18 protein-coding genes are annotated in these 20810 nt (G+C 63.3%); 12 read left to right on the forward strand and 6 right to left on the reverse strand.

Annotated features, from left to right (window positions below):
• Positions 1–2: 2 nt before the first annotated feature.
• On the reverse strand, positions 3–872 hold the full coding sequence (locus DEHOM01_RS05285; RefSeq protein ID WP_061211815.1) for a D-hexose-6-phosphate mutarotase: 870 nt from the start codon (positions 870–872) through the stop codon (positions 3–5).
• Positions 869–3331, reverse strand: coding sequence for a DNA gyrase/topoisomerase IV subunit A (locus DEHOM01_RS05290; RefSeq protein WP_061211816.1), 2463 nt, complete (start codon positions 3329–3331; stop codon positions 869–871). Before DEHOM01_RS05290 ends, DEHOM01_RS05285 begins: the two co-directional genes overlap by 4 nt.
• A 62-nt stretch (positions 3332–3393) precedes the next feature.
• Here DEHOM01_RS05290 and DEHOM01_RS05295 point away from each other — a divergent pair, with 62 nt between their 5' ends.
• From DEHOM01_RS05295 to DEHOM01_RS05305, 3 genes are read left to right on the forward strand one after another with little or no spacing between them, the layout of a single operon-like run.
• Positions 3394–5841, forward strand: coding sequence for a GNAT family N-acetyltransferase (locus DEHOM01_RS05295; protein WP_061211817.1), 2448 nt, complete (start codon positions 3394–3396; stop codon positions 5839–5841).
• Positions 5838–6395 (forward strand): DUF5998 family protein, encoded by a 558-nt coding sequence (locus tag DEHOM01_RS05300; protein WP_061211818.1) that lies wholly within the window; start codon positions 5838–5840, stop codon positions 6393–6395. The genes DEHOM01_RS05295 and DEHOM01_RS05300 overlap by 4 nt, the downstream gene beginning before the upstream one ends.
• A complete protein-coding gene (locus DEHOM01_RS05305; RefSeq protein WP_061211819.1) occupies positions 6392–7486 on the forward strand; it encodes an alkaline phosphatase family protein in 1095 nt (364 codons plus the stop codon). Before DEHOM01_RS05300 ends, DEHOM01_RS05305 begins: the two co-directional genes overlap by 4 nt.
• Before the next feature lie 22 nt (positions 7487–7508).
• On the opposite strand, the gene sepH is transcribed toward DEHOM01_RS05305, so the two are convergent.
• Entirely contained in the window at positions 7509–8792 is a 1284-nt protein-coding gene (gene sepH, locus DEHOM01_RS05310) for a septation protein SepH (RefSeq protein ID WP_061211820.1), read from the reverse strand.
• A gap of 244 nt (positions 8793–9036) precedes the next feature.
• Here sepH and DEHOM01_RS05315 point away from each other — a divergent pair, with 244 nt between their 5' ends.
• Entirely contained in the window at positions 9037–9339 is a 303-nt protein-coding gene (locus tag DEHOM01_RS05315; RefSeq protein WP_016664667.1) for a DUF4193 domain-containing protein, read from the forward strand.
• A 14-nt stretch (positions 9340–9353) separates the two neighbouring features.
• Here DEHOM01_RS05315 and DEHOM01_RS05320 read toward each other — a convergent pair whose 3' ends face one another.
• On the reverse strand, positions 9354–9833 hold the full coding sequence (locus tag DEHOM01_RS05320; RefSeq protein WP_051120659.1) for a DUF3093 domain-containing protein: 480 nt from the start codon (positions 9831–9833) through the stop codon (positions 9354–9356).
• 123 nt (positions 9834–9956) lie between these two features.
• Between DEHOM01_RS05320 and dut the strand changes: the two genes are divergently transcribed.
• From dut to DEHOM01_RS05340, 4 genes are read left to right on the forward strand one after another with little or no spacing between them, the layout of a single operon-like run.
• Entirely contained in the window at positions 9957–10457 is a 501-nt protein-coding gene (dut, locus tag DEHOM01_RS05325) for a dUTP diphosphatase (RefSeq protein WP_034373341.1), read from the forward strand.
• A 2-nt stretch (positions 10458–10459) separates the two neighbouring features.
• Positions 10460–11143 (forward strand): DUF3710 domain-containing protein, encoded by a 684-nt coding sequence (locus DEHOM01_RS05330; RefSeq protein WP_061211821.1) that lies wholly within the window; start codon positions 10460–10462, stop codon positions 11141–11143.
• 3 nt (positions 11144–11146) lie between these two features.
• The gene (locus DEHOM01_RS05335; RefSeq protein ID WP_061211822.1) at positions 11147–11509 is read left to right on the forward strand and encodes an OB-fold nucleic acid binding domain-containing protein; all 363 of its coding nucleotides are present in this window, start codon (positions 11147–11149) and stop codon (positions 11507–11509) included.
• A complete protein-coding gene (locus DEHOM01_RS05340; RefSeq protein ID WP_061211823.1) occupies positions 11506–12204 on the forward strand; it encodes a DUF3159 domain-containing protein in 699 nt (232 codons plus the stop codon). The genes DEHOM01_RS05335 and DEHOM01_RS05340 overlap by 4 nt, the downstream gene beginning before the upstream one ends.
• A 40-nt stretch (positions 12205–12244) precedes the next feature.
• Here the strand turns inward: DEHOM01_RS05340 and DEHOM01_RS05345 are convergent, their stop codons facing one another.
• Complete coding sequence (locus DEHOM01_RS05345; RefSeq protein WP_061211824.1) at positions 12245–12955, reverse strand: potassium channel family protein; 711 nt, start codon at positions 12953–12955, stop codon at positions 12245–12247.
• On the reverse strand, positions 12952–13620 hold the full coding sequence (locus tag DEHOM01_RS05350) for a potassium channel family protein (RefSeq protein ID WP_016664660.1): 669 nt from the start codon (positions 13618–13620) through the stop codon (positions 12952–12954). The genes DEHOM01_RS05345 and DEHOM01_RS05350 overlap by 4 nt, the downstream gene beginning before the upstream one ends.
• 144 nt (positions 13621–13764) lie before the next feature.
• Here DEHOM01_RS05350 and DEHOM01_RS05355 point away from each other — a divergent pair, with 144 nt between their 5' ends.
• The 4 genes from DEHOM01_RS05355 (at position 13765) to DEHOM01_RS05370 (ending at position 20602) form a co-directional block, all read left to right on the forward strand.
• On the forward strand, positions 13765–15729 hold the full coding sequence (locus tag DEHOM01_RS05355; protein WP_061211825.1) for an APC family permease: 1965 nt from the start codon (positions 13765–13767) through the stop codon (positions 15727–15729).
• A 41-nt stretch (positions 15730–15770) separates the two neighbouring features.
• Complete coding sequence (locus tag DEHOM01_RS05360; protein WP_061211826.1) at positions 15771–17096, forward strand: class I SAM-dependent RNA methyltransferase; 1326 nt, start codon at positions 15771–15773, stop codon at positions 17094–17096.
• 39 nt (positions 17097–17135) lie between these two features.
• Entirely contained in the window at positions 17136–19796 is a 2661-nt protein-coding gene (acnA, locus tag DEHOM01_RS05365) for an aconitate hydratase AcnA (protein WP_061211827.1), read from the forward strand.
• A 359-nt stretch (positions 19797–20155) separates the two neighbouring features.
• Entirely contained in the window at positions 20156–20602 is a 447-nt protein-coding gene (locus tag DEHOM01_RS05370; protein WP_061211828.1) for a DUF6318 family protein, read from the forward strand.
• The last annotated feature ends 208 nt before the right edge of the window (positions 20603–20810 follow it).

The following is a 20810-nucleotide window of genomic DNA, read 5'->3' on the forward strand; positions in this document are numbered from 1 at the left end:
GCTCAGCTGTGCTCGAGGGTATAGCGCGCCGTGAGAGTGTGCGTCGTTCCTGGGGCGAGATGCACAGTTCCGCCTTCGCTCACCGCAGTTTCGACGCACACGAATCGCGTCCATTCGCTGTCGGGAATGTCGGCGGTGGCGGCGACGTCCGCCTGCCACGGCGTCCATACGACCGTACGGCTTGCACCATGCTGGTCGATGACGATCCGCCGCGCGGCGCCCGGGTCGGTCAACACGAGCGGCGGTGCTGCTTCGAAGACCAGGTCGGTGGGGGCGGCGAAGCGGAGGACCGAGGGGCCTAGGCCCGCGGTGCGAGAGCGGGCAGCATCGGTGTAGGGAACGTTCTCGAGGCCTCCGACGGTTGTCTCGCGCACGTCGCTCACGAGGAAATACGTGTGGAACGCCGCCTCAAGGTCGAGGGGTGTGCCGCCCGCGGTGACGTCCAAGCTGAGCTCGAGTGTCGCGCCCGCACGGACGTGCATCCTGGCCGCTTCTACCTCGAAGCCGGGATAGTCGCGGATCTCAGCGAGGTCGAGGGAGACGTCGATGGTGCCGCCGGGGGTGACCTCAACGCCTGCAAGCTTCCACTGGGCACGCCGGAACCATCCGTGTTGTGGCTCTTCGGTGCCCGAGTTTCCACGACCGAACCACGGGCCTACGATTGGGACGCCGCCGCGGATGTGATGCCCGGGGGTGAACGCCGCAAGGGGCGAGAGCCACAGGGTCTCGTCATGACCGTTCGGGATCCAGCTCGTCACGTGGCCGCCGGACAGCGAGAGGTCAAGGGCACATGCGTGAGTGCGAGCGCTCAGCACGGTGGCGCCATCGCGCTCGCTGAGCGTCACGCCGTCGGGAATATTCAGTGGCGTCATGACAGAGAGCCCACCGAGGCGATCGGGAGCGTGAGGGGCGAGCCGGATCCGTCTCGCCTGGCGATCGGCGAAGGAAGGTCGATGGGCGCGCCGGCATCCGAACATGCGAGTGCGGGCGAATTAACGATCCACGCGGAGATCAGCACGTCTTCGCCGCGCAGGAAGCGATGGCAGCGAACGCCACCTGTCGCTCGTCCCTTCGCCGGGTATTCCGAGGCGGCGGAAACCTTGAGCGAGCCTGATTGGACTCCGTCGAGTGCGCTCGAGGAGCCCGCGATGGTCACGACTTCGCCGGGTTTCGTGACATCGAAGGCGCCGAATCCGATAACCGCGTCGCCTTCGCCGAGCTTGATGCCGGCGACGCCCGAGCCGCTGCGTCCCTGGGGACGCACGCCCGAGGCGGGGAAGTGGAGGAGGTGAGCGTGAGCGGTGATAAAGGCGAGATCCATGTCGGCATCGTCGCGCATGTCGACGACGCCCACGACACGGTCGTCACCCTTGAGTGTCACGATGTCGAAACCGTCCGACTTCGGGAAGTCTCTGTTGACGCGCTTGACGACGCCGTTCGCGGTACCGAGCGCGATGCCGCCTTTGTCGGTTTCCCCCTCGGGAAGGTCGAGCCGCACGAGGCCCACGACCGTTTCATCTTTCTCGAGCGAGAGGAGGTCGGTCAAGCGTGTGCCGCCCGCGATCGACGAGGAGCCGGCCGCAGGTGCGAGCGCGGGAAGGTCGACGACATCGACGTGGAGGAGACGACCGAGGTCGGTGACGGCGCCAATCACGGAGCGTGTCGTTGTGCTCACGCGTGCACGGATGACATCGTGTTGCGAGCGCGTGTGCGCATCGGCATTCACGGCGTCGACGCGCGGGACCCTCGCAACGAGTCCCGTTCCGGACAGGAGGACATCGCACGGCGCGTCTTCGATCTCGAGGCTCGCGGGCGTGGCTTTGGCCTTTGCGGCATCGGCCTCGAGGAGGATCGTTCGGCGCGGCGTTCCATGCTCTTCGGCGACGGCCTGAAGCTCTGCGCTCACAACGCGGTGGAGCGCAGCCTCCTCGGAGAGAATTTCCAGCAGCTCTGCGATCTCGCGTTCGAGTTCGTCGCGTTCTGACTCGAGCTCGAGCCGCGAGAACTTTGTGAGTCGGCGAAGACGCAGTTCGAGAATGTATTCGGCCTGTGCACTCGAAAGGTCGAAGACGGCCATGAGGCGCTCGCGCGCACTCTCGACCGTGTCCGAAGAGCGAATGATCTGAATGACCTCGTCGATGTCGACGATCGCAATGAGGAGGCCCTCGACGAGGTGGAGACGATCGCGCCGTTTGCCGAGACGGAACTCTGTGCGGCGACGCACGACGTCGATGCGGTGATCGAGGAAGACGCGCAAGAGCGATTTGAGGCCGAGCGTGCGGGGTTGCCCGTTCACGAGCGCGACATTGTTAATGCCGAAGGAATCCTCCATGGGGGTGTGCTTGTACAGCTGCTGGAGGACTGCCTCGGGATTGAAGCCGCTCTTGAGGGTGAGCACGAGCCGCATTCCGTTCTTGCGGTCGGAGAGGTCCTGATAGTCGCTAATGCCCTGGACCTTCTTGGCCTGCACTGCATCGCGGAGCTTTTCGGCGATTTTCTCCGGACCGATCTGGTAGGGCAGTTCGGTCACGACGATTGCCTTCTTGCGGCTCGTGACATTCTCGACTTTGGTGGTCGCGCGCATCTTGAAAGTTCCGCGGCCGGTCTCGTAGGCGTCACGGATACCGTCGAGCCCTACGATGCGGCCACCGCTTGGAAGATCGGGGCCGGGAACGAAGCGCATAAGGTCCTCGAGCGAGGCCTCTGGATTGTCGAGGAGGTGACGCGCAGCCGCGATGACCTCGACGAGGTTGTGGGGCGCCATGTTGGTGGCCATGCCCACCGCGATGCCCGCGGCGCCGTTGACGAGGAGGTTCGGGTATTGGGCGGGCAGGACTTCCGGCTGGAGAAGCTGGTTGTCGTAGTTCGGCACCATGGTGACGACGTCCTCGTCGAGCGAGGCCGTCATCAGGAGCGCGGCCTTAGCCATGCGCGCCTCGGTGTAGCGGGCGGCCGCGGGGCCGTTGTCGAGCGAGCCAAAGTTGCCGTGGCCATCCACGAGGGGCAGGCGCATGTTGAAGTCTTGCGCGAGCCTCACGAGTGCGTCGTAGATTGCGGAGTCACCGTGCGGGTGGAGCTTACCCATCACATCGCCGACCACACGCTGGCTCTTCACGTGCCCCTTATCGGGGCGAAGGCCCATGTTGTCCATCGTGTAGAGAATCCTGCGCTGAACAGGCTTGAGGCCGTCGCGGGCGTCGGGGAGCGCGCGGGAGTAGATCACCGAATACGCGTACTCAAGGAAAGACGTCTCCATCTCGCTCGTGACGTCGATGTCGACGATGTTTTCCTTGATCGGCTCCGGGGCGGGCGTGGATGTACGTGAGGCCATGCAAACCATTGTGCCAGCGTCAATCCCACATACGGCGCAGGCGGCAAACGTAGAATTGTCACATGGCACGAGGAAGGCGAAGCGCGAAAGGGCGCGCACACGGTGGGCTCTACCCCGAGTGGTGGTCCTCCTACGAATGCGCGGCAAACGGCATGGGCATCCTCGTTCGGCCTCTCACGCCCGCGGATGCCCGTGCACTCGAGGCCTTTTACGGCGTTTTATCCCAGCGAACGCGGTATCAGCGGTTTTTCACGTCGAAGCAGTCGCTTAGCCGCGATGAGCTCAAGCGGCTCACGCGCGTCGACGGACGCGATCGCATCGCCCTCGGTGCGTTCCGGGGGGAACAGATCGTCGGCGTCGCGCGTTTTACCCGGACCGCTCCCACGGTTGCGGACTTCGCGTGCGTCGTGGCCGACCACCTCCAGGGGCAGGGAATTGGCACAGTACTTCTTGAGCGCATCACCGAACTCGCACGTTCGGTCGGGATCGAGACCTTCACCGCAGATGTCCTCGCAGACAACGACGCGATGTTCCGCGTCCTCGAGCGTTTGGGTTTCGCTCTCGAGCGTGGCGAGGCGGAAGAAGGGGCCGTGGCCCTTTCATGGAGCGCGGTTCCGACGGCTGCCACCGATGAGGCGCGCTGCGATCGCGTACGTCGTGCCGAGGCCGCATCCATGTCGCTGTTGTTTGACGCGACGTCGATCATGGTCGTTGGGGCGAGTCGACGGCGCGACCAAGTTGGGGCGCAGATCATTCGCGGGCTTATCGCAAGCGGTTTCAACGGCACGATTTTCCCCGTGAATCCCGAGGCTTACGAGATCAACGGGTTGAAAAGTTTTGGAAGCATCGCCGATGTGCCAGGCCCCGTTGACCTTGCTGTCCTCGCCCTCCGGCCCGACCGTTGCATCTCGGCCATAGATGATCTCGCGGAGCGCGGCGTGAAGGCAGCGGTCGTGGTGAGCGCAGGTTTTGCCGACGCGGGCGATGAAGGCTTTGCCGCGCAAGAAGCGCTCGTGCACGCTGCTCGAAAGCACGGAATCCGCATTCTGGGTCCCTCGTCCCTTGGCTTCTTTAGAACGGGGGAGAACCCCCTCAACGTATCTTTGTCTCCGCGCACCTCGGAACGTGGAACGATCGCGATGGCGGGGCAGTCAACGGCGCTCAGCGCGATGATTCTCGCGGGGGCTGATTCGCGGGGCTTGCGGGTGAAGGAATTTCTTTCCGCGGGAAATCGCGCAGACCTATCCCTGACGGACGCTCTTGAACGCTGGCGCGAGGATGAGGACATCGAGCTCGTCGCACTCTCGCTCGAGTCCCTCGGCGACCCCGCGCGGCTCATTTCCCACATTGAGGCCCTTTCGGCGCGCGTGCCCGTGCTCATCGTGCGCCCGCCGAACGAACCTGAGCGAGGGCCCGCCGATACCGCGCGTCAGTCCTCGACGCTTCCCGATGACGCGATTAATCAGGTCCTCGACCGTGCCGGAGCCTTGCGCACCCAGAGTGTCGACCACCTCCTCGATACCCTTGCCCTGCTATCCCGAGAGGGGCGTGCGCACGGCACTCGCGTGGGCCTTCTCTCGAATTCGAGTGCGCTCGGTGCGACCTTGCGCGCCGCCGCGCACGAGGCTGGACTCGACGTGCGAAGTGAGAACTTTCGCGTGCCGATCGTCGGCGACGACCGGTTCGTTTCGCGCGCCTTCACGGCGATGGCCGCGCCCGGGGGAGTGGACTGCGTCATCGCCGCGATTCTTGACACTCAGCGCGTGGATCTCGTACATCTCGCCGAGGCCCTCGCGACCCTCGCCTCCGGCTCCGCCGTCCAGGTTCTCATGGTCGTCGTGAGCGATGAGCCCCGCGTTCGCGTGCTCAGGTCCGCGCTTCGCGAAAACCCGAACCTGCCGCCGGTATTCGCCACTGCATCCCGTGCAAGCGAGGCTCTGGCTACGTCGCTGCGGGCTGCGCACACGCGTGCACAAAGGCGCCCCTCTGCGCACGTCCCTCGAACGCTGACCGCCGCTCAGCTCGATGCCGCGCGCACGGCCCTTGCGTCGTCCCAATTTCCACGAGCCCTCCTCAGTGCTCTCGACCTCCCGTATAACGACGTGCGCAGGGCTCGCGAGCACGAGTGTGAGCTTCGTATTCGGCTCGACCGGGATGAAGCTCTCGGACCGATCCTCTCTCTCGCACTCACCGGAATCGCCTACGAGGTCTTTGGCGATGCGTCCTATGCGCGCTTGCCGCTTCACAGCGGCACAGCGGAGGCCATGCTCGAGGAACTTGTTGCGGTGAGCGTGCTTGATGCCGCCGCTCCACGTGGTTCGCATGGCCGCGCGCTTCTCGTGAGCGCCATCGATACTCTCGCCTCTGCATTCCTCGAGCTTGATGACCTCACGTCGCTCACCCTGAGCCCAGTGCGAGTGAATGCCCGTGGGATAGAGATCGGCGGATGCGAGGCAACCGTCGGACCACGCCGCCTGAGCACGCCTGACCTCACTACACTGGAACCATGAGCCTTCCACCGACACTCCTCACGGAACTTGAGCTTGCCGGATACTTCCCCGACACGGCCCGCGCCGCTCTTGAGCGTGCGGTGCGCGATGCCCGGATCCGCAGCTACCTCGTGAGGCCCGAGACCACATTCGACGGGCCGGAAGTGCGCCGTCACCTCACGATCCTCGCGCTCACCGAGGACCATTTGCTCATTGTGCATCTCGACGATGAGAGCGCGGATGCACTCAATCCCACCCAGGTGATTGTGTCGACCGAGCGCGTGAAACTCGCTCGCGTGGGCAATCTCGCGCTTGCCCAGGCGTACGACACTGACGGAACCGCGATCGCACCGCGCGAAGCAGAAGTGACGCTCGGTCTCAGTTGGGGCGCGAACCGCAGGCTCGATGTCCAGCCCGCATGGTGCGATGACCCCCAATGCAGCGCCGATCACGGCTACACGGGTGAGAGTCGCGAGGCCGACCTCGTGCTGAGGGTGAGCGCACTCGCCGACGGCGAGCAGGCCATCGCCGACGCACTCGCGTTTTTCGATTCTCTCTACGACGCTACGCAATGACCGCCCCCGTCGATTGGCGCGAGGGCACGCCCCGCCTCGTGCGAAAGTGGCGTGACGCGCTCGAGGACGGTTCAGGGCGCGACCTCTTGATCCTCGTCGACGGCCTAGGCTTTGAGGCGCTCGAGCGTGCGAGAGCACACGCTCGGTTTTTCCGTGCCCACGCGAGGGAGATCGAACGAGAGACGACCATCGCGCCCGCGACCACGACGAGCGTGCTCGCCTCACTCTTCACGGGGCTCGCGCCGCTCAGTCACGGCATCCTCGGCTATGAAGGGCTTACGGCGAGCGGCTCCCGAGTCAACAATCTTACGGGTGCTAAGGACCTTGGGCCGCGCGAGTGGATTCGCGTGGATATTTCCGAGCAGCGCCAGCAGCGGCGGGTCGCGCACGTGGGGCCCGCACGCTACCGCACGAGCTTCCTTACGGGAATGCTCCAGCCCGCCGAACACTGGGACTTCTTCGGCTACTCCTCACCCGGAGGCCGGATCGGTGCCCTGCGAAAGGCACTCGCTCACGCGGGCGATAACGGTGCGTGCTATCTTCACGTTCCTGAAATCGACAAGGCTGGACATCGCTACGGACCAGGCTCAACCGCGTGGCTCGACGCCCTCGAGGATACGGATAGGTTCCTCAGCACGGTCATGCGTGCGCTTCCTCCACGGACCCGGGTGAGTATCACCGCTGATCACGGCATGGTCCCCGCCAACTTTGACCACATTGCCGATCTCGCCCAGGCGCCCGCTCCGCTTTCGCGGTGCACGGGCGTCGCGGGGGAGGGGCGCGCACTCATGCTTCGGTTCAACAGTTCCGACGGGTGCCCGCCCCTCGCCGATCTTCGCGACTGGGTCGGGGAGCGGGGCCTCGTTCTCGACGCCGAACAGATGCTTTCGAGCGGTCTGCTCGGCGACCCGGGTTTCGCCGATTCGCGGGTGGTGCACGAACGCCTCGGAGATGCCCTCATCTTTGCGCGGGGACACCACCAATTCACTCACACCGGCTTCGTGTCAGCGGCCTCTCTCGAGCAGCGCGGCGTGCACGGCTCGCTGAGCGAAGCCGAACTTTTCGTGCCGTTCCTTCAAATCGAGGTGTGAGTGGCGTCTTGAGGTGGAAGTGTCAGTCCCTGTGCCCGAAGACGATGTCATCCCATGACGGAATCGAAGCGCGCTGGCGCTTGGGCTTCTTCGCTGGCTTCTTTGGCTCATCGTCAAAGCCCGGAAGCGGTGTGAGCTGAGAGTCCTCGTCCTCGCCTTCTTCGGCTGACTCTTCGGCGCCATCGGCGGCCGGTGCGGTTTCTGCGGATTCTTCGGCCGGCTCTTCGCTCTCGTGAATCTCGCCTTCGTGATGGTCCTCTTCGGAGGCCGAGGGGTCGTGCGCGGGGTCAGGAGCTTCGCTCAGGTCCTCGGGAGCCTCGACATAGGAGACTTCCTCGGTGTCGAAAGAATCAGCCTGAACCTTGCGGTCATGGTGCCGCGCGGTAATCGGCACAATACGCACGGGAGCGGGGCGTTCCTCACTCACAGGTTCGGGTTCCTCGCTGGCCGACGGAGTCGAATCGGCTGGTTCTTCTGGCGTGTATTCCTCGAGGCTCTGCCACGGTGAGGTTTCTGCGGCGTCGGTCGAGTGCTCGAGCTGCGACTCGGGCTGTGACACGGGTGCCTGCTGGCCGTGATCGATCGGTGGCGTACCGCGGCGGGCATTGAGCTCATCGAGCTCACGCTCCGAAATGGGAGTGGCCGCCGCAGGAGACTGCGCCGAACGAGGTGATTCGCCCTCTTCGACGTTGAACACGTGTGCGCGCTGCGCCTTGAAGCGGGGGCGCGCGGAGGGAGCCTCGTGGGACACTTCAGAATCCGAAAGCCAGCGGGCCTCGTTGTCTTCGGCGGTCACGACACGGTTCGGAAGATCGGCCTGCCACGTTGCGATGCGCGAGCGACCTCCCGCGACGAAGGTGAGCTGGAGAGTCCATGTACCGTCGCTTCGGCGCCACGCGTCCCAGTCGATGTCGTCTTCAACCCCTCGCGCACGGAGGCGAGGCTCAACAACATCGATGAGTTTTTCTGTTCCGCCTTTGGACGTGCGGAATTCTTGAGCGCGACGGGCCGTGTGATCGCGTTCTGCTCGCACGGGCCCCTCGTAGCGCTTCACATGCTCAACATCCATGTCCGCAAGCTCGGCGATCGACTCGACGGTCGAGCCACCCCTGAGCATGGCTTGGATGTCTTTCGGTCGCAGCGCGGACGAATGGGACTGCTGAATGAGGCCAACGGACGAGGCATCGCGGCGCACCGCCGCGCGCAAAGCCTCATCAATGCGCACCGTGTACCGCTCGCCCTCAGCATCGAGCAGAATGAGGTGATCGGAGTTCTCGTGCAATCCGCCGAGTGTGAGCTCGCGCATTAAACGGCCTTCTTTCTCTGTCGAGGTCTCGCGTGCTGCCAATACTAAAGGGCCGGCCTCGAAAAATACTGCTGACACGTCGAGGTCAGAGCGATCGCGGCGATAGAGGCGCGAGGAGCGGAACTCTGGTATCTTCTTCGGACAGCTTGAAAAGTGAGAGCCAACCTGGGAGAATTCCCGCCGTTGCTCAACTCCGCATTTGGCGCAAAACCCCCAGCGCCCCAGACCCCCGTGAAAGAGAATCATGGCCACCGATTACGACGCCCCATTCAAGAAGGACGACGACTCGAGCGAGGACTCGATTGAGGAACTCAAGGGGCGCCGGAACGATAACGCCTCGCCTGCCGTTGACGAAGACGAAGCCGAAGCTGCCGAGGGGTTCGAACTTCCCGGTGCCGACCTTTCCAACGAGGAACTCTCGGTAACCGTGCTGCCTCGTCAGGTTGACGAATTCACGTGTGGCTCGTGCTTCCTTGTGAAGCACCGCAGCCAGATCGATCACGTCGAGGGCAAGCTCATCATTTGTAAAGAATGCTCGGGCGACTAAAACCCTGCGAACCTTTAGCGGGTGTGCGAGGAAGAATCCTCGTGCGCCCGTTTTTTCTGCGCGGCTTTGAGAGCCAAGGCAAAATCTTCGGGGCGTCGTAGCGATAACACGAGTGCGGGTGTCGGGTCGTCGGGGTCGATAACCGGTACTTCCACGCCGGTCGAAATCCATCCGCGTACAACTCGAAAATCAAGAGGGCGAATGTCCGGTCCCAGAATTTTTTCGAAATCCGCTTTGTTCAGGATGCGCGGTTCACCGAGAACATCCACCTCGATGCGCGCGGGACCTGCGGCAACCACGTCCTCGCGAACCTCCACCACGGGCGAGGAGGCGACGAGAAGCGCCGGAAAGAAAGCCCCGAGGGTGATGGCGGTGGCAATACCGACGATCTCGCTCAATGGAGTAAGAATCGCCCCTAGCAAAACACCGAAGATAATCGCGATGCACACGACAAATGGGCCGGGATGGAGGCGCTCATGAAACAGGGAGGTCATGGCTGCCATCGTCTCACATGCCTCGAGGCGTACACGCGTCGCGCCTTGGGTTCGTCTCTATACGTGCCGCACCACGCACCCAGGAATCAGCGAGAAGGACCCGCGCGGGGATAGGCTTGAGACATGAGTGAAAACGCCACGGCATCCACGGCGTCGGCGGTCGAACTTCAGACCGTGTGCGACGCTCCAGAACTCTCGCTCACACGAGCGCACGCCGACGATGCGGGACTTGATCTCGCGAGTGCCATTGACTACGAGCTCGCCCCCGGTGAACGCGCTCTCATTCCCACGGGAGTGAGGATCGCGCTTCCGTCGGCTACCGTCGGACTTGTGTGCCCCCGTTCGGGGCTCGCCGCAAAGCATGGCATCACAATTGTGAATGGTCCCGGGATCGTGGATGAGGGCTACCGTGGCGAACTCAAGGTTGCCCTTCTCAACACGGACCGGAGCGACACTCTTCGCATTTCCCGCGGTGATCGCATCGCGCAACTCGTGATCGTCCCGATTCTGCGTCCGCGCATCGTGGACGTGGATTCTCTCGACGAAGCAGAGCGAGGCGAAGCAGGTTTTGGCTCGAGCGGCGGCTTTTCTTCGACCGCTGTCAGCACAGGAAACGAGGCATAGTCATGGGACTTTTTGGACGCTCAAAGAGGAAGGCTGCGCCCGCTGAAAACGTGCAGGCTTCAGAGGAAAGCGCCCCTGAACCAGAAGAGGTGAAGGGACCTTACGACATCGCGGACGCGCCCGACGACGAGCGACTCGATTTCGGATCGCTGCAAATCCCCGCACGCGAGGGTATGAGCATCGCCGTTGAGGTCGAGCAACGCTCGAGGGCTGTCACGGGCCTCACCCTGACCTACGGGGATTCCCAGGTCCAGGTCAATGCGTTCGCGGCTCCCAAAAGCGAAGGGCTGTGGGATGAGATCCGGAAGTCCTTGCGCGAATCGATCGCGTCGCAAGGCGGGACAACTGAAACGCGCGAGGGGGCGTTCGGCACCGAGCTTTACGCTCGTATCCCGATCGCCGTCAAGGGATCGAACTCGCGCGCGCACCGACCCATGCGTTTCGTGGGTATCGATGGTCCCCGCTGGTTCTTGCGCGCTGTCATTTCCGGTGCCGCACTGCAGGCGGGACCGATCCGCGAAGAGATCGAGGACATCATTCGCTCAATCGTCGTCGTTCGCGGTTCGATGGCGAAGGCACCCCGCGAGGTACTCGAGTTGACGATTCCTGGGGAAGGTGCTGCGACTGCGCTCCCGGATGAAACCGACCCGCTCGGTCAGGGGCCCACAATCGCCGAAGTGAGGTAGCGCGTGAGCGTCTTTGCGAAGGCGAAGGAAATCCTGAACGTCTCATCGTCGGTCACCGATGATGAGGATGACGGCCTCGCGGATCGCGATGAGATTGGTTCGATCACCTCGCGTCGCCGCGCCCGCTGCCTCGGCACGGTGAGCTCGATCGTCGTGCAGCCGGCCGGCCGCGACCCGAAGCTCGACGTCGAGCTACACGACGGCACGGGAAGGCTCGCACTCGTCTGGCTCGGGCGGCAATCAATCGCAGGCATCGAGCCTGGGACACGTCTCGAAGTCGAGGGGTTTGTGGGTCTTCGCGGCCGCAAACGCCTCATGTACAACCCGCGCTACGCAATCCACGGTGTAAAGGACGACGGCCAGTGACCTCTCCTTCTTCTGCTCCCGAGCCACCCGCAACCGGCCTCAAGGCGAGTTTTTCCTCCAAGGAATACAGCGTCGTGGACGCGATCGGCGGTGTGCGCGGGCTAGTCGAGTCGGTCGTGCCGACTCTCCTTTTCGTCATCCTGTTCTTGCTCACTCGCAACGTCGTCATCGGAAGCGCCGCCTCGCTTGCCGTTGTGGCTATTGCCCTCATCTGGCGGATTGTCACGAAAAGCCAGGTCACGCCGGCGATAAGCGGTGCAATTGGGGTGGCTCTTGGGGCGTTCATCGCCATTAAAAGCGGCAACGGAAGCGGCTTTTATGTGCCGGGCCTTGTCACGAACGCCGTGTACGCCATCGGACTTCTGCTCTCTGTGCTCGTGAGACATCCCGCCGTGGGCTATGTCGCAGCGATCGTTGACCCGCGCGTGGCCCAGTGGCGATCGTCAAAAGCGGGCATGCACACCTACACCTCTTCCACGCTCCTTTTTGCAGGACTTTTCGTGCTCAAGGTCGCGGTGCAGGCCCCGCTGTATTTCGCGGGGGCGACGGACGCGCTCGGCGTAGCCAAACTGCTCATGGGAATACCCGCGTTTGTCCTCGTGACCTACGCGGTTTTTCTGCAGCACCGAGCGCTCGTGGGGCGAATGGAATCCGACGCCTCCCGCGCCTCACACCCTTCTGCGCCGAGCGCGTGAAGCCTGCGAGCGTCGGGCTCGTGGCTCATTCGCGCGGCGTCTAGTCGTCGTCCTCATCCGCGTCGCGAACGACCGGAAGCGCCGCGGTGGTTTCTTCAAGACCGCGGGGGACGACCGTGTGCTGGAGCGCGGTCAGGCACGAGCGGTGTGCGAGGAAGAGGAGTTCATCGCGCGGCTCAAGGGCTTCGGACTGCGCCGGGGGGCGCGGATGCCCCTCGCGTACGACGCCCACGAGCGTCGCGCTTGATGGCCACGCAACGTCGCCGATGTCCTTGCCGACGATCGGGGAGGTCTCCGGGACCGTAATTTCGACCATGTCCGTCTCGGACTTTGCGAACGAAAACATAGTGACAACGGTGCCAACGCTCACGGCCTCCTCAACGAGGGACGTCATGATGCGTGGGGTCGAGACCGCAACGTCCACGCCCCAGGCGTCGTCGAACATCCACTCGTTGCGAGGGTGGTTGACGCGACCGACGGTGCGGGGAACTCCGAACTCTGTCTTGGCGAGAAGCGAGACGACGAGGTTGACCTTGTCATCGCCCGTCGCTGCAACGACGACGTCCGCCTCGGCGAGCTGCGCACGCTCGAGGACATCGAGCTCAGCGGCATCGCCCTGTACCCACGAGACGTCCTCGAGGCCGGGCCGTGCCTCTTCAAGGTCGACCAGGGTAACGGTGCGGCCTTTATCGATGAGCTCGCGCGCGATACTCCGACCGACGCTTCCTGCGCCTACGATGACGATTTTCATTCGGCTTCCTCCTCGAATCGGTGGGTGAGAAGCGCGGTGACTTCACCCTCGCGGGTCGTTTCGAGTGCGAGGTGAACGATGTCCTCTTCCTGGATGCGGTAGTCGCGAGCGGGCAGGGTTCCCTCGCCGTATCGGGTGACGAACGCGACGCGCGAAGCGGTCAGTTCCTCGAGGTCTGCGAGGGTCGTTCCTACCCAACTCGAGTGGAAGTCGCACGCAAGAATCGACACGTTGCCGGAGATGTCTTGAAATTCGCGAGCTGACTGCCCGGGGATGAGTCGCGTGAGCATCTGGTTCGTCGTCCAGCGGGCCGTGGGCACCGTCGCGATGCCGAGACGTTCGTAGACCTCGGCGCGTTTGGGGTCGTAGATGCGAGCGACAACGTTGCGGATCCCGTACAGCTGTCTCGCTGCACGTGCCGCGATAATGTTCGAGTTGTCCCCGCCCGCAACGGCGGCGAACGCGACCGCTTCGTCGCATCGCGCGCGTTCGAGGGAGCGGCGATCGAAACCAATTCCGTGGACCTTTAGGCCCGTGAAATCATCGGGGAGCATACGGAAGGCCTTGTCGTTGCGGTCAATGATCGCTACCGAGTGCCCAATTGCCTGGAGCTTCGTGGCGAGCGTGGCGCCGACACGGCCGCAGCCCATGATGACGATATGCATTGAGTGATCCTCGCGCAGATGCGGATGTCTAGAGTGTGACGGGTAGTGCCCGTGCATCGCCCAGCCTAGCGCGCACACCGGAGAAGGGATGTGTGCAAGCGGTGCGGATGTGCGTCTGACGTGGGCGCGGAGTAGATTAATCGTGTGCTTGGCCCCTTTGCTTCTGTCAAACGCATCGTCATCGGGCGTCCGTTCAGTTCCGATCGCCTTGCGCGCCAGCGCCTTCCCAAACGCTTTGCAATCCCCTCCTTCGCCGCCGATACCGTCAGCGCACTCGCGTACGCACCAGACGAGATCATCCTCACGCTCGGCTTGTCAGGCGTCGGCCTTCTCGCGCTAAGCCCGTGGGTAGCTCTCGCCGTTGTTGCCGTTATGGCCATCGTGGTGACGGCCCACCTCAATGTGATCGAGGAGTTCCCGGGCGGTGGCAGCGACTTTGTTGTTGCTCGCACAACCCTTGGACCCCACGCGGGGCGTCTCGCTGGCGCCGCACTCGTGACCGACTATGTGCTCACGGTCGCTGTCGCCACCTCGCAGGCCGGCGCGTACATCGGCGGTGCCATGAGCGCCCTCGCCCCTTTCCAAACCGGCATTGCGATCGTGATCGTTGCGCTCCTCGCCCTCGTGAACCTCCGAGGAGCGCGGGAGTCAGCGCGCTTCGTGAGTCTGCCCGTGTACGGCTTCATCGGCCTCATAGCTGCGACGCTCATGTGGGGCGGAATTGAAGCGATGCGTGGAACTCTCGGCATGTCGCCGCAGGCCGGGAGCATCCCAGAGCCGGGGGAGGGGGCGCCAGCTGCCCTCACCGCACTCGGGGGAATCCTGGTTCTCGCACGAGCCTTCTCCAGCGGTCTGCCCGTCGTGTCAGGGATCAAAGCCATCACCAACACCGTGCCCGTCTTTCAACCACCGAAGGCTCGCAACGCGCGGATCACTCTCGTCATCTCCGGTGCGCTCACGGCGACACTTTTCGTCGGGGTGATGATCCTTGCCAGTGCCACCGGGGTGTCCCTTTCTCCTCGCCAAGCCGGCGGGGCTCGCGTGAGTGAAGCGATCCCGGTCCTCGGGCAGATCGCCGAAGCGATCTTCGGGCCAGGGTCGATCATGGCCATTGCAATGCTCGCGATGGCAACCCTCGTGCTCTGCATCGCTGCGAACACTGCGTTCACGGGCCTCCCCGTTCTGACGGCTGCTCTCGCGCGCACCGGGTATGTCCCTCGCGTTTTTGCCGCACGGGGCGACAGGCTCGTGTACTCCAACGGCATTTTGCTTCTCGCAGCACTCGCGGGCGTTGTCGTTCTCGCGACCGGAGCCAACATCACGCTGCTGATTCACATGTACGTCGTGGGTGTGTTTACCACCTTCACGATCGGCCAATTCGGCATGTTCCGTCACTACACGAAGAAATACCGCCTCGCGGTGCGGCTCAAGGAACGCCAACGCTACGGTCGTAAACGCGTCGTGAGCATCGTCGCTGCCGTGTGCCTCACCGCGGTGCTGCTTACCGTCGCGACCGCAAACTTCCTCCTCGGAGCCTGGGTCACGCTCAGCGCCGTAGCCCTCATGTGGGGCGTGATGACAATTGTGAGTGGGTACTACTCACGGATCTCCTCGCGCCTCGCTCTCGAAAAGAACGACGACTGCGGCCGCTGGCCTATCGCTGCACCCGCACCCCTCGATGGCAAGGACCCCACGCGCGGAATCGTGCTCCTCACGCAGCTCAACAGGCCAGCGATTCATGCCATTAAGAAGGCGATGAGCTCGCCGCACCTGAGTCTCCAGGCTGTCGCGGTGAGAACCAACGACTCGGCGATCGACAAGCTCAGCTCTGAATGGCTCCGGCGCGAAATTCCCATCCCGCTTCGCGTCATTAACTCGCCCTATCGTGATCTGCTCGCGCCCCTCGACGATTACGTGCGATCTTTTACACGCACCTATCCGCGCGACGCTGTCGTTGTCTACATTCCGGAATATCTCGTGGGACACTGGTGGGAGTCGATCATGCACAATCACGTGCTCAGGCGAGTGACAACGCGGCTCGATAAGTACGAGCGCGTGTCCATTTGCCCGGTCCCCTGGGATCTCAACGATCCCGAGCACAGCGCATAGATCGTGACCATCCCGACCACTGTCGTCAAGGAGTGCACCCCATGACCCGTCCTGCGTCTGAGCGTCCCGAAGAAGTCCAGGAGCTCGCAGGGGAGGGGCGGCTCATCACGGTGACGGTCGGTAAGCCCGCGCATGGCGGAACGTTCGTCGCCCGGCACGACGGCCGCGTCGTTTTCGTTCGCGGCGCTTGCCCCGGAGAAACCGTCGTCGCTGAGCTCCTTCCCGAGTCGAGTTCGAGTGCGCGCTTCTGGCGTGCCGAAACAATCGACGTGATCGAGGCCGGCCCTGACCGAGTACCGAGCGCATGGCCTGAATCCGGTTACGAAGGGATCGGTGGGGCCGACTACGCCCACATCCGTATCGAAGCCCAGCGGCGCATCAAAACCGAAGTTCTGCAGGAACTAATGACTCGCGCGCGAATCACCAGCTACCCGATCGAAGACATTCAGATCGAACCCGCGCGCGACGACCACACGGGCCTCGGCTGGCGCTCCCGCGTTCGGTTTGCCGTCGACAACGGCAAGGTGGGCATGCGCGGATGGCGCTCCCACGACATTCACGAAGTAGGCTCCAATCCTCTTGCCCACCCCGTTATCCAGGGCCTCGGAATCGGGGTATGGAAAGCCCCGAGCGGGGTCGTGGCAGTCGATGTCGCAGCCCCGAGCGGAAGCAGCCCCGCGATCATTGTGCGCGCCGAAAAAGAGTTGAGTCTCGAGGAGCTTAACCTCCCCGCAGGCTGCGACAAGGCGAGTGTTCTGCTCACCACCCGCAAGGCCACGACCACGCTTCGCGGCGACGACACCGTTCGCGAAATAGTCGGCGACGACATTTTCACGCTCTATGCCGGTGGTTTCTGGCAGGTGCACGTCGATGCTCCCCGCCTCCTCACAGGCGCCGTCGGACAGGCCCTCGACGCACGCGAAGGCGAGTGCGTCTGGGATCTATACGCCGGGGCGGGCCTCTTCTCCGTCCCTGCCGCCCGCGCGGTTGGAGCCGAAGGCGAACTCGTGAGCGTCGAAGGCGCGGAGCGAGCGAGCGCTGACGCCGCTTCCAACCTTGCCGCATACCCCCAGGCCAGGACCGTGAGTGCTGACGTTCGCGACTTCCTCGCTCGCTCCACCGAGGGTGCTGACCGCGTTGTCATGGATCCACCGCGCGCAGGCGTCGGCGAAGCCGCGATGGCACGCCTCGCCGAGCTCACGCGAACGCGCATGGTGTACGTGTCGTGCGAGCCCTCGACCCTCGCCCGTGACCTGCGCGTTGCCGAGCACGAAGGGTGGGCCATCACTGACTTCCAGGTCTTCGACCTCTACCCCCACACCCACCACATGGAATGCGTCGTGAAGCTCGAACGAGCCGCGCGATAATTCTGATAACGATCGACCCCACTATCGATTGGAGACCCCATGAGCACGGTGAATTCATTCGGTGCCAAGACATCCCTGACCGTCAATGCGCGCGAATACGAGATTTATGCCCTCGATGCCGTCGAAGGCTACCGTCGGCTTCCTTACAGTTTGAAAGTGCTGCTCGAAAACCTCCTGCGCACCGAGGACGGCGAAAACATCACTGCGGCGCACGTCCAGGCCCTCGCCGGCTGGGACCCGAACGCTGAACCGAGCGAAGAAATCCAATTCACGCCGGCGCGCGTCATCATGCAAGACTTCACCGGCGTGCCGTGCATCGTCGACCTGGCAACAATGCGCGAAGCCATGAGTGAGCTTGGCGGAGACCCCTCGAAAATCAATCCGCTCGCCCCCGCGGAAATGGTGATCGACCACTCCGTCATGATCGACGTCGCCGGCCGCGTCGATGCACTCGAGCTCAATATGGACCTCGAGTTCGAGCGCAACCGCGAACGCTACCAGTTCCTTCGTTGGGGTCAGGGCGCCTTCGATGACTTCAAGGTTGTCCCGCCGGGCACGGGCATCGTCCACCAGGTCAACATCGAGTACCTCGCCCGCACCGTTATGACCCGCGAGGTCGACGGCGCCTTGCGCGCCTATCCCGATTCGTGCGTGGGTACTGACTCCCACACGACCATGGTCAACGGGCTCGGCGTTCTCGGCTGGGGTGTTGGTGGCATCGAAGCAGAAGCAGCGATGCTCGGCCAACCCGTCTCGATGCTTATCCCGCGAGTCGTCGGCTTCAAGCTCACGGGAGAGATTCCGCCCGCGGCCACCGCTACCGACGTGGTTCTCACCATCACCGAAATGCTGCGCGCGCACGGTGTCGTCGGCAAGTTCGTGGAGTTCTACGGCGAAGGTGTCGCACAGGTTCCCCTCGCCAACCGCGCCACGATCGGGAACATGAGCCCCGAGTTTGGTTCGACCGCCGCCATTTTCCCGATCGACGACGTGACCCTGGACTATCTACGCCTCACGGGTCGCGACGACGAACACGTCGCCCTCGTCGAGGCCTACGCAAAACGTCAGGGGCTTTGGCATGACCCGAAGCGGGAAGCGGAGTACTCCGAGTACCTCGAGCTTGACCTTGCAACCGTCGTCCCCTCGATCGCCGGACCCAAGCGCCCGCAAGACCGCATCGTGCTCACCGAAGCGAAAGAAAGCTTCGCGAAATCCCTGCCGGCCTATGCCGAGAACACCTCGAACCCCACAGCGGTCAAGGGAACCGATTACACCATCGACCACGGCATCGTCTCGATCGCCTCGATCACGTCGTGCACTAACACCTCGAACCCATCGGTCATGATGGCCGCAGGGCTGCTGGCGAAGAACGCGACTGAGCGCGGCCTCGAAGTAAAGCCCTGGGTGAAAACCTCCATGGCGCCAGGCTCGAAAGTCGTCACCGACTACTACGAGAAAGCCGGCCTATGGCCGCTCCTTGAGAAACTCGGCTTCCACCTCGTCGGGTACGGCTGCACGACCTGCATCGGCAACTCCGGCCCCCTCGCCCCCGAGATCTCCGAAGCCATTGCCGAGGGTGATCTTGCCGTGACCGCTGTGCTGTCGGGCAACCGCAACTTCGAGGGGCGTATCAACCCGGACGTCAAGATGAACTACCTGGCCTCGCCGCCCCTCGTCATCGCCTATGCCCTCGCGGGCACCATGGACTTCGACTTCGACACCGACCCGCTCGGGCGCGATGCCGACGGCAACGAGGTCTTTTTGCGAGACATCTGGCCGAGCCCCACCGAGGTCGAGCGGACGATTGCCGAGAACATCACGCAGGAGATGTTCGAAAACGACTATTCCGATGTCTTCGCCGGTGACGAACGCTGGCGCGGCCTCGACACTCCCGACGGTGACACGTTCGAGTGGAGCGAAGACTCGACCTACGTGCGCAAGCCCCCGTACTTCGAGGGGATGAGCATGGAGCTTGATGCCATTCGTGACATCGACGGTGCTCGCGTACTCGTGAAGGTCGGCGACTCGACTACGACCGACCACATCTCGCCCGCGGGAGCCATCAAGGCCGACTCGCCTGCCGGACGGTACCTGCGCGAGCACGGCGTGGACCGCAAGGATTTCAACTCCTACGGCTCGCGCCGCGGCAACCACGAGGTCATGATCCGTGGCACCTTCGCGAACATCCGTCTCAAGAACCTTCTTCTTGACGGCGTCGAAGGTGGGTACACGAGGAACTTCCTCACGGGTGAGCAGAGCTTCATTTACGATGCTGCCCAGGACTACGCCGAAGCGGGAATCCCGCTCGTCGTTCTCGCCGGCAAGGAGTACGGCACGGGCTCTTCTCGCGACTGGGCAGCCAAGGGCACGAAGCTGCTGGGCGTCCGCGCGGTCATCGCCGAGAGCTACGAGCGTATTCACCGCTCAAACCTGATTGGCATGGGCGTACTGCCGCTGCAGTACCCCGCTGGTGAATCGGCTGAAAGCCTCGGCCTCACGGGCGAAGAAACCTTCTCCATTTCTGGCGCGAGCGCTCTCAACGAAGGCGTCACCCCGAAAACCGTCTCCGTACGCGCAACACGCGATGGTGCAGAGCCCATCGAGTTCGAGGCGATCGTGCGCATCGACACCCCGGGCGAGGCCGACTACTTCCGTGCCGGGGGCATCCTCCAGTACGTGCTTCGCTCGCTCGCCCAGTAAGAGCACACGCTCCGCTTGTCCACAGCCCGCGCGACACCTGTTGCGCGGGCTGTAGCGTTCTGGTTGGCTATGTGACATGGGCCTCGCTCGGGGGAGTGGGGCGGTAGTGAACCGGATCGGGGGAGTGCATGGTGAGCGGGCGAGCGCGGGCGTGTGGTGTTTTGGGCGTTGTTGCGTTGGTGGCGGCTGGATTGGCCGGCTGCGGTGGGGGTGAACCTGCTGACGGTCCGACGCCTGCCGCGCAGTCATCGGCTTCTTCGCCTAGTAGCGATGCTGGCGGCTCGGACGGTGGCGGTGCGAGCGATGGCGGTGGGGAATCGTCCTCTCGAACGGCGAATCTTCCGCCTGAGAATGCCGCGTTGGAGGCTCCCGATTTCAAGGACTACACGGGCATAAAGTACGAGACCGATCAGGGAGCCCAGGAGACGGCTAAGTACTTCTTCGATGCCATGTATTACGCCTATGCCACTGGGGATCTAGAACCATTTCTAAGCGTCGTCAACCTCGACCAATGCGGTGCGTGTAACCGGGTTGTCTCAGAAGTTCAATCATGGCGTACCAGTGGAATTTACCTCGCTCCCGTGACACTCAACTCGGAAGATGTTTGGGTCTCCGGCAACGACGGTGACGTGAAGAAAGTGCAATACGTTTACTCCACTGGCGAGACCCAAAAATTTAAAAGCGGCAGCCCAATGAAGGACTACCCGGAAACTCAGTACGCCGCAGGCTTTCACCTTAAATACGGGTCAAAGGGCTGGCGAGTTGAAGGAGTGGCTTGGAAGGACGCCAACGATGTTCAGGACTAAGAGCCGGTTACCCCTTGGTGCGTTTATCCTGTGCGGACAATTGTGTTTAGCCCCTTTAGCGCTAGCCGACGATGGAACCGGCGACGTCTTCACTGGGGACGGCGAAGACGACAGCATCACCATTACGGTGCGGCGTGATCCGAAGCCTGGTCGTGGTCGTGGTGATTCTGTTGAGCGGCCGGTGGATATGTCGCCGGGTAAGCGTGAC

It is taken from the genome of Dermabacter hominis NBRC 106157 (assembly GCF_001570785.1).
In the GTDB taxonomy this organism is placed as follows: domain Bacteria; phylum Actinomycetota; class Actinomycetes; order Actinomycetales; family Dermabacteraceae; genus Dermabacter; species Dermabacter hominis.

Coding starts and splice junctions, on each gene's coding strand:
- DEHOM01_RS05290 (WP_061211816.1), bottom strand. CDS start 3,331: ATGGCCTCACGTACATCCACGCCCGCCCCGGAGCCGATCAAGGAAAAC.
- DEHOM01_RS05360 (WP_061211826.1), top strand. CDS start 15,771: ATGACCCGTCCTGCGTCTGAGCGTCCCGAAGAAGTCCAGGAGCTCGCA.
- DEHOM01_RS05350 (WP_016664660.1), bottom strand. CDS start 13,620: ATGCATATCGTCATCATGGGCTGCGGCCGTGTCGGCGCCACGCTCGCC.
- DEHOM01_RS05295 (WP_061211817.1), top strand. CDS start 3,394: ATGGCACGAGGAAGGCGAAGCGCGAAAGGGCGCGCACACGGTGGGCTC.
- dut (WP_034373341.1), top strand. CDS start 9,957: ATGAGTGAAAACGCCACGGCATCCACGGCGTCGGCGGTCGAACTTCAG.
- DEHOM01_RS05315 (WP_016664667.1), top strand. CDS start 9,037: ATGGCCACCGATTACGACGCCCCATTCAAGAAGGACGACGACTCGAGC.
- DEHOM01_RS05300 (WP_061211818.1), top strand. CDS start 5,838: ATGAGCCTTCCACCGACACTCCTCACGGAACTTGAGCTTGCCGGATAC.
- DEHOM01_RS05345 (WP_061211824.1), bottom strand. CDS start 12,955: ATGAAAATCGTCATCGTAGGCGCAGGAAGCGTCGGTCGGAGTATCGCG.
- DEHOM01_RS05320 (WP_051120659.1), bottom strand. CDS start 9,833: ATGACCTCCCTGTTTCATGAGCGCCTCCATCCCGGCCCATTTGTCGTG.
- acnA (WP_061211827.1), top strand. CDS start 17,136: ATGAGCACGGTGAATTCATTCGGTGCCAAGACATCCCTGACCGTCAAT.
- sepH (WP_061211820.1), bottom strand. CDS start 8,792: ATGCGCGAGCTCACACTCGGCGGATTGCACGAGAACTCCGATCACCTC.
- DEHOM01_RS05330 (WP_061211821.1), top strand. CDS start 10,460: ATGGGACTTTTTGGACGCTCAAAGAGGAAGGCTGCGCCCGCTGAAAAC.
- DEHOM01_RS05305 (WP_061211819.1), top strand. CDS start 6,392: ATGACCGCCCCCGTCGATTGGCGCGAGGGCACGCCCCGCCTCGTGCGA.
- DEHOM01_RS05285 (WP_061211815.1), bottom strand. CDS start 872: ATGACGCCACTGAATATTCCCGACGGCGTGACGCTCAGCGAGCGCGAT.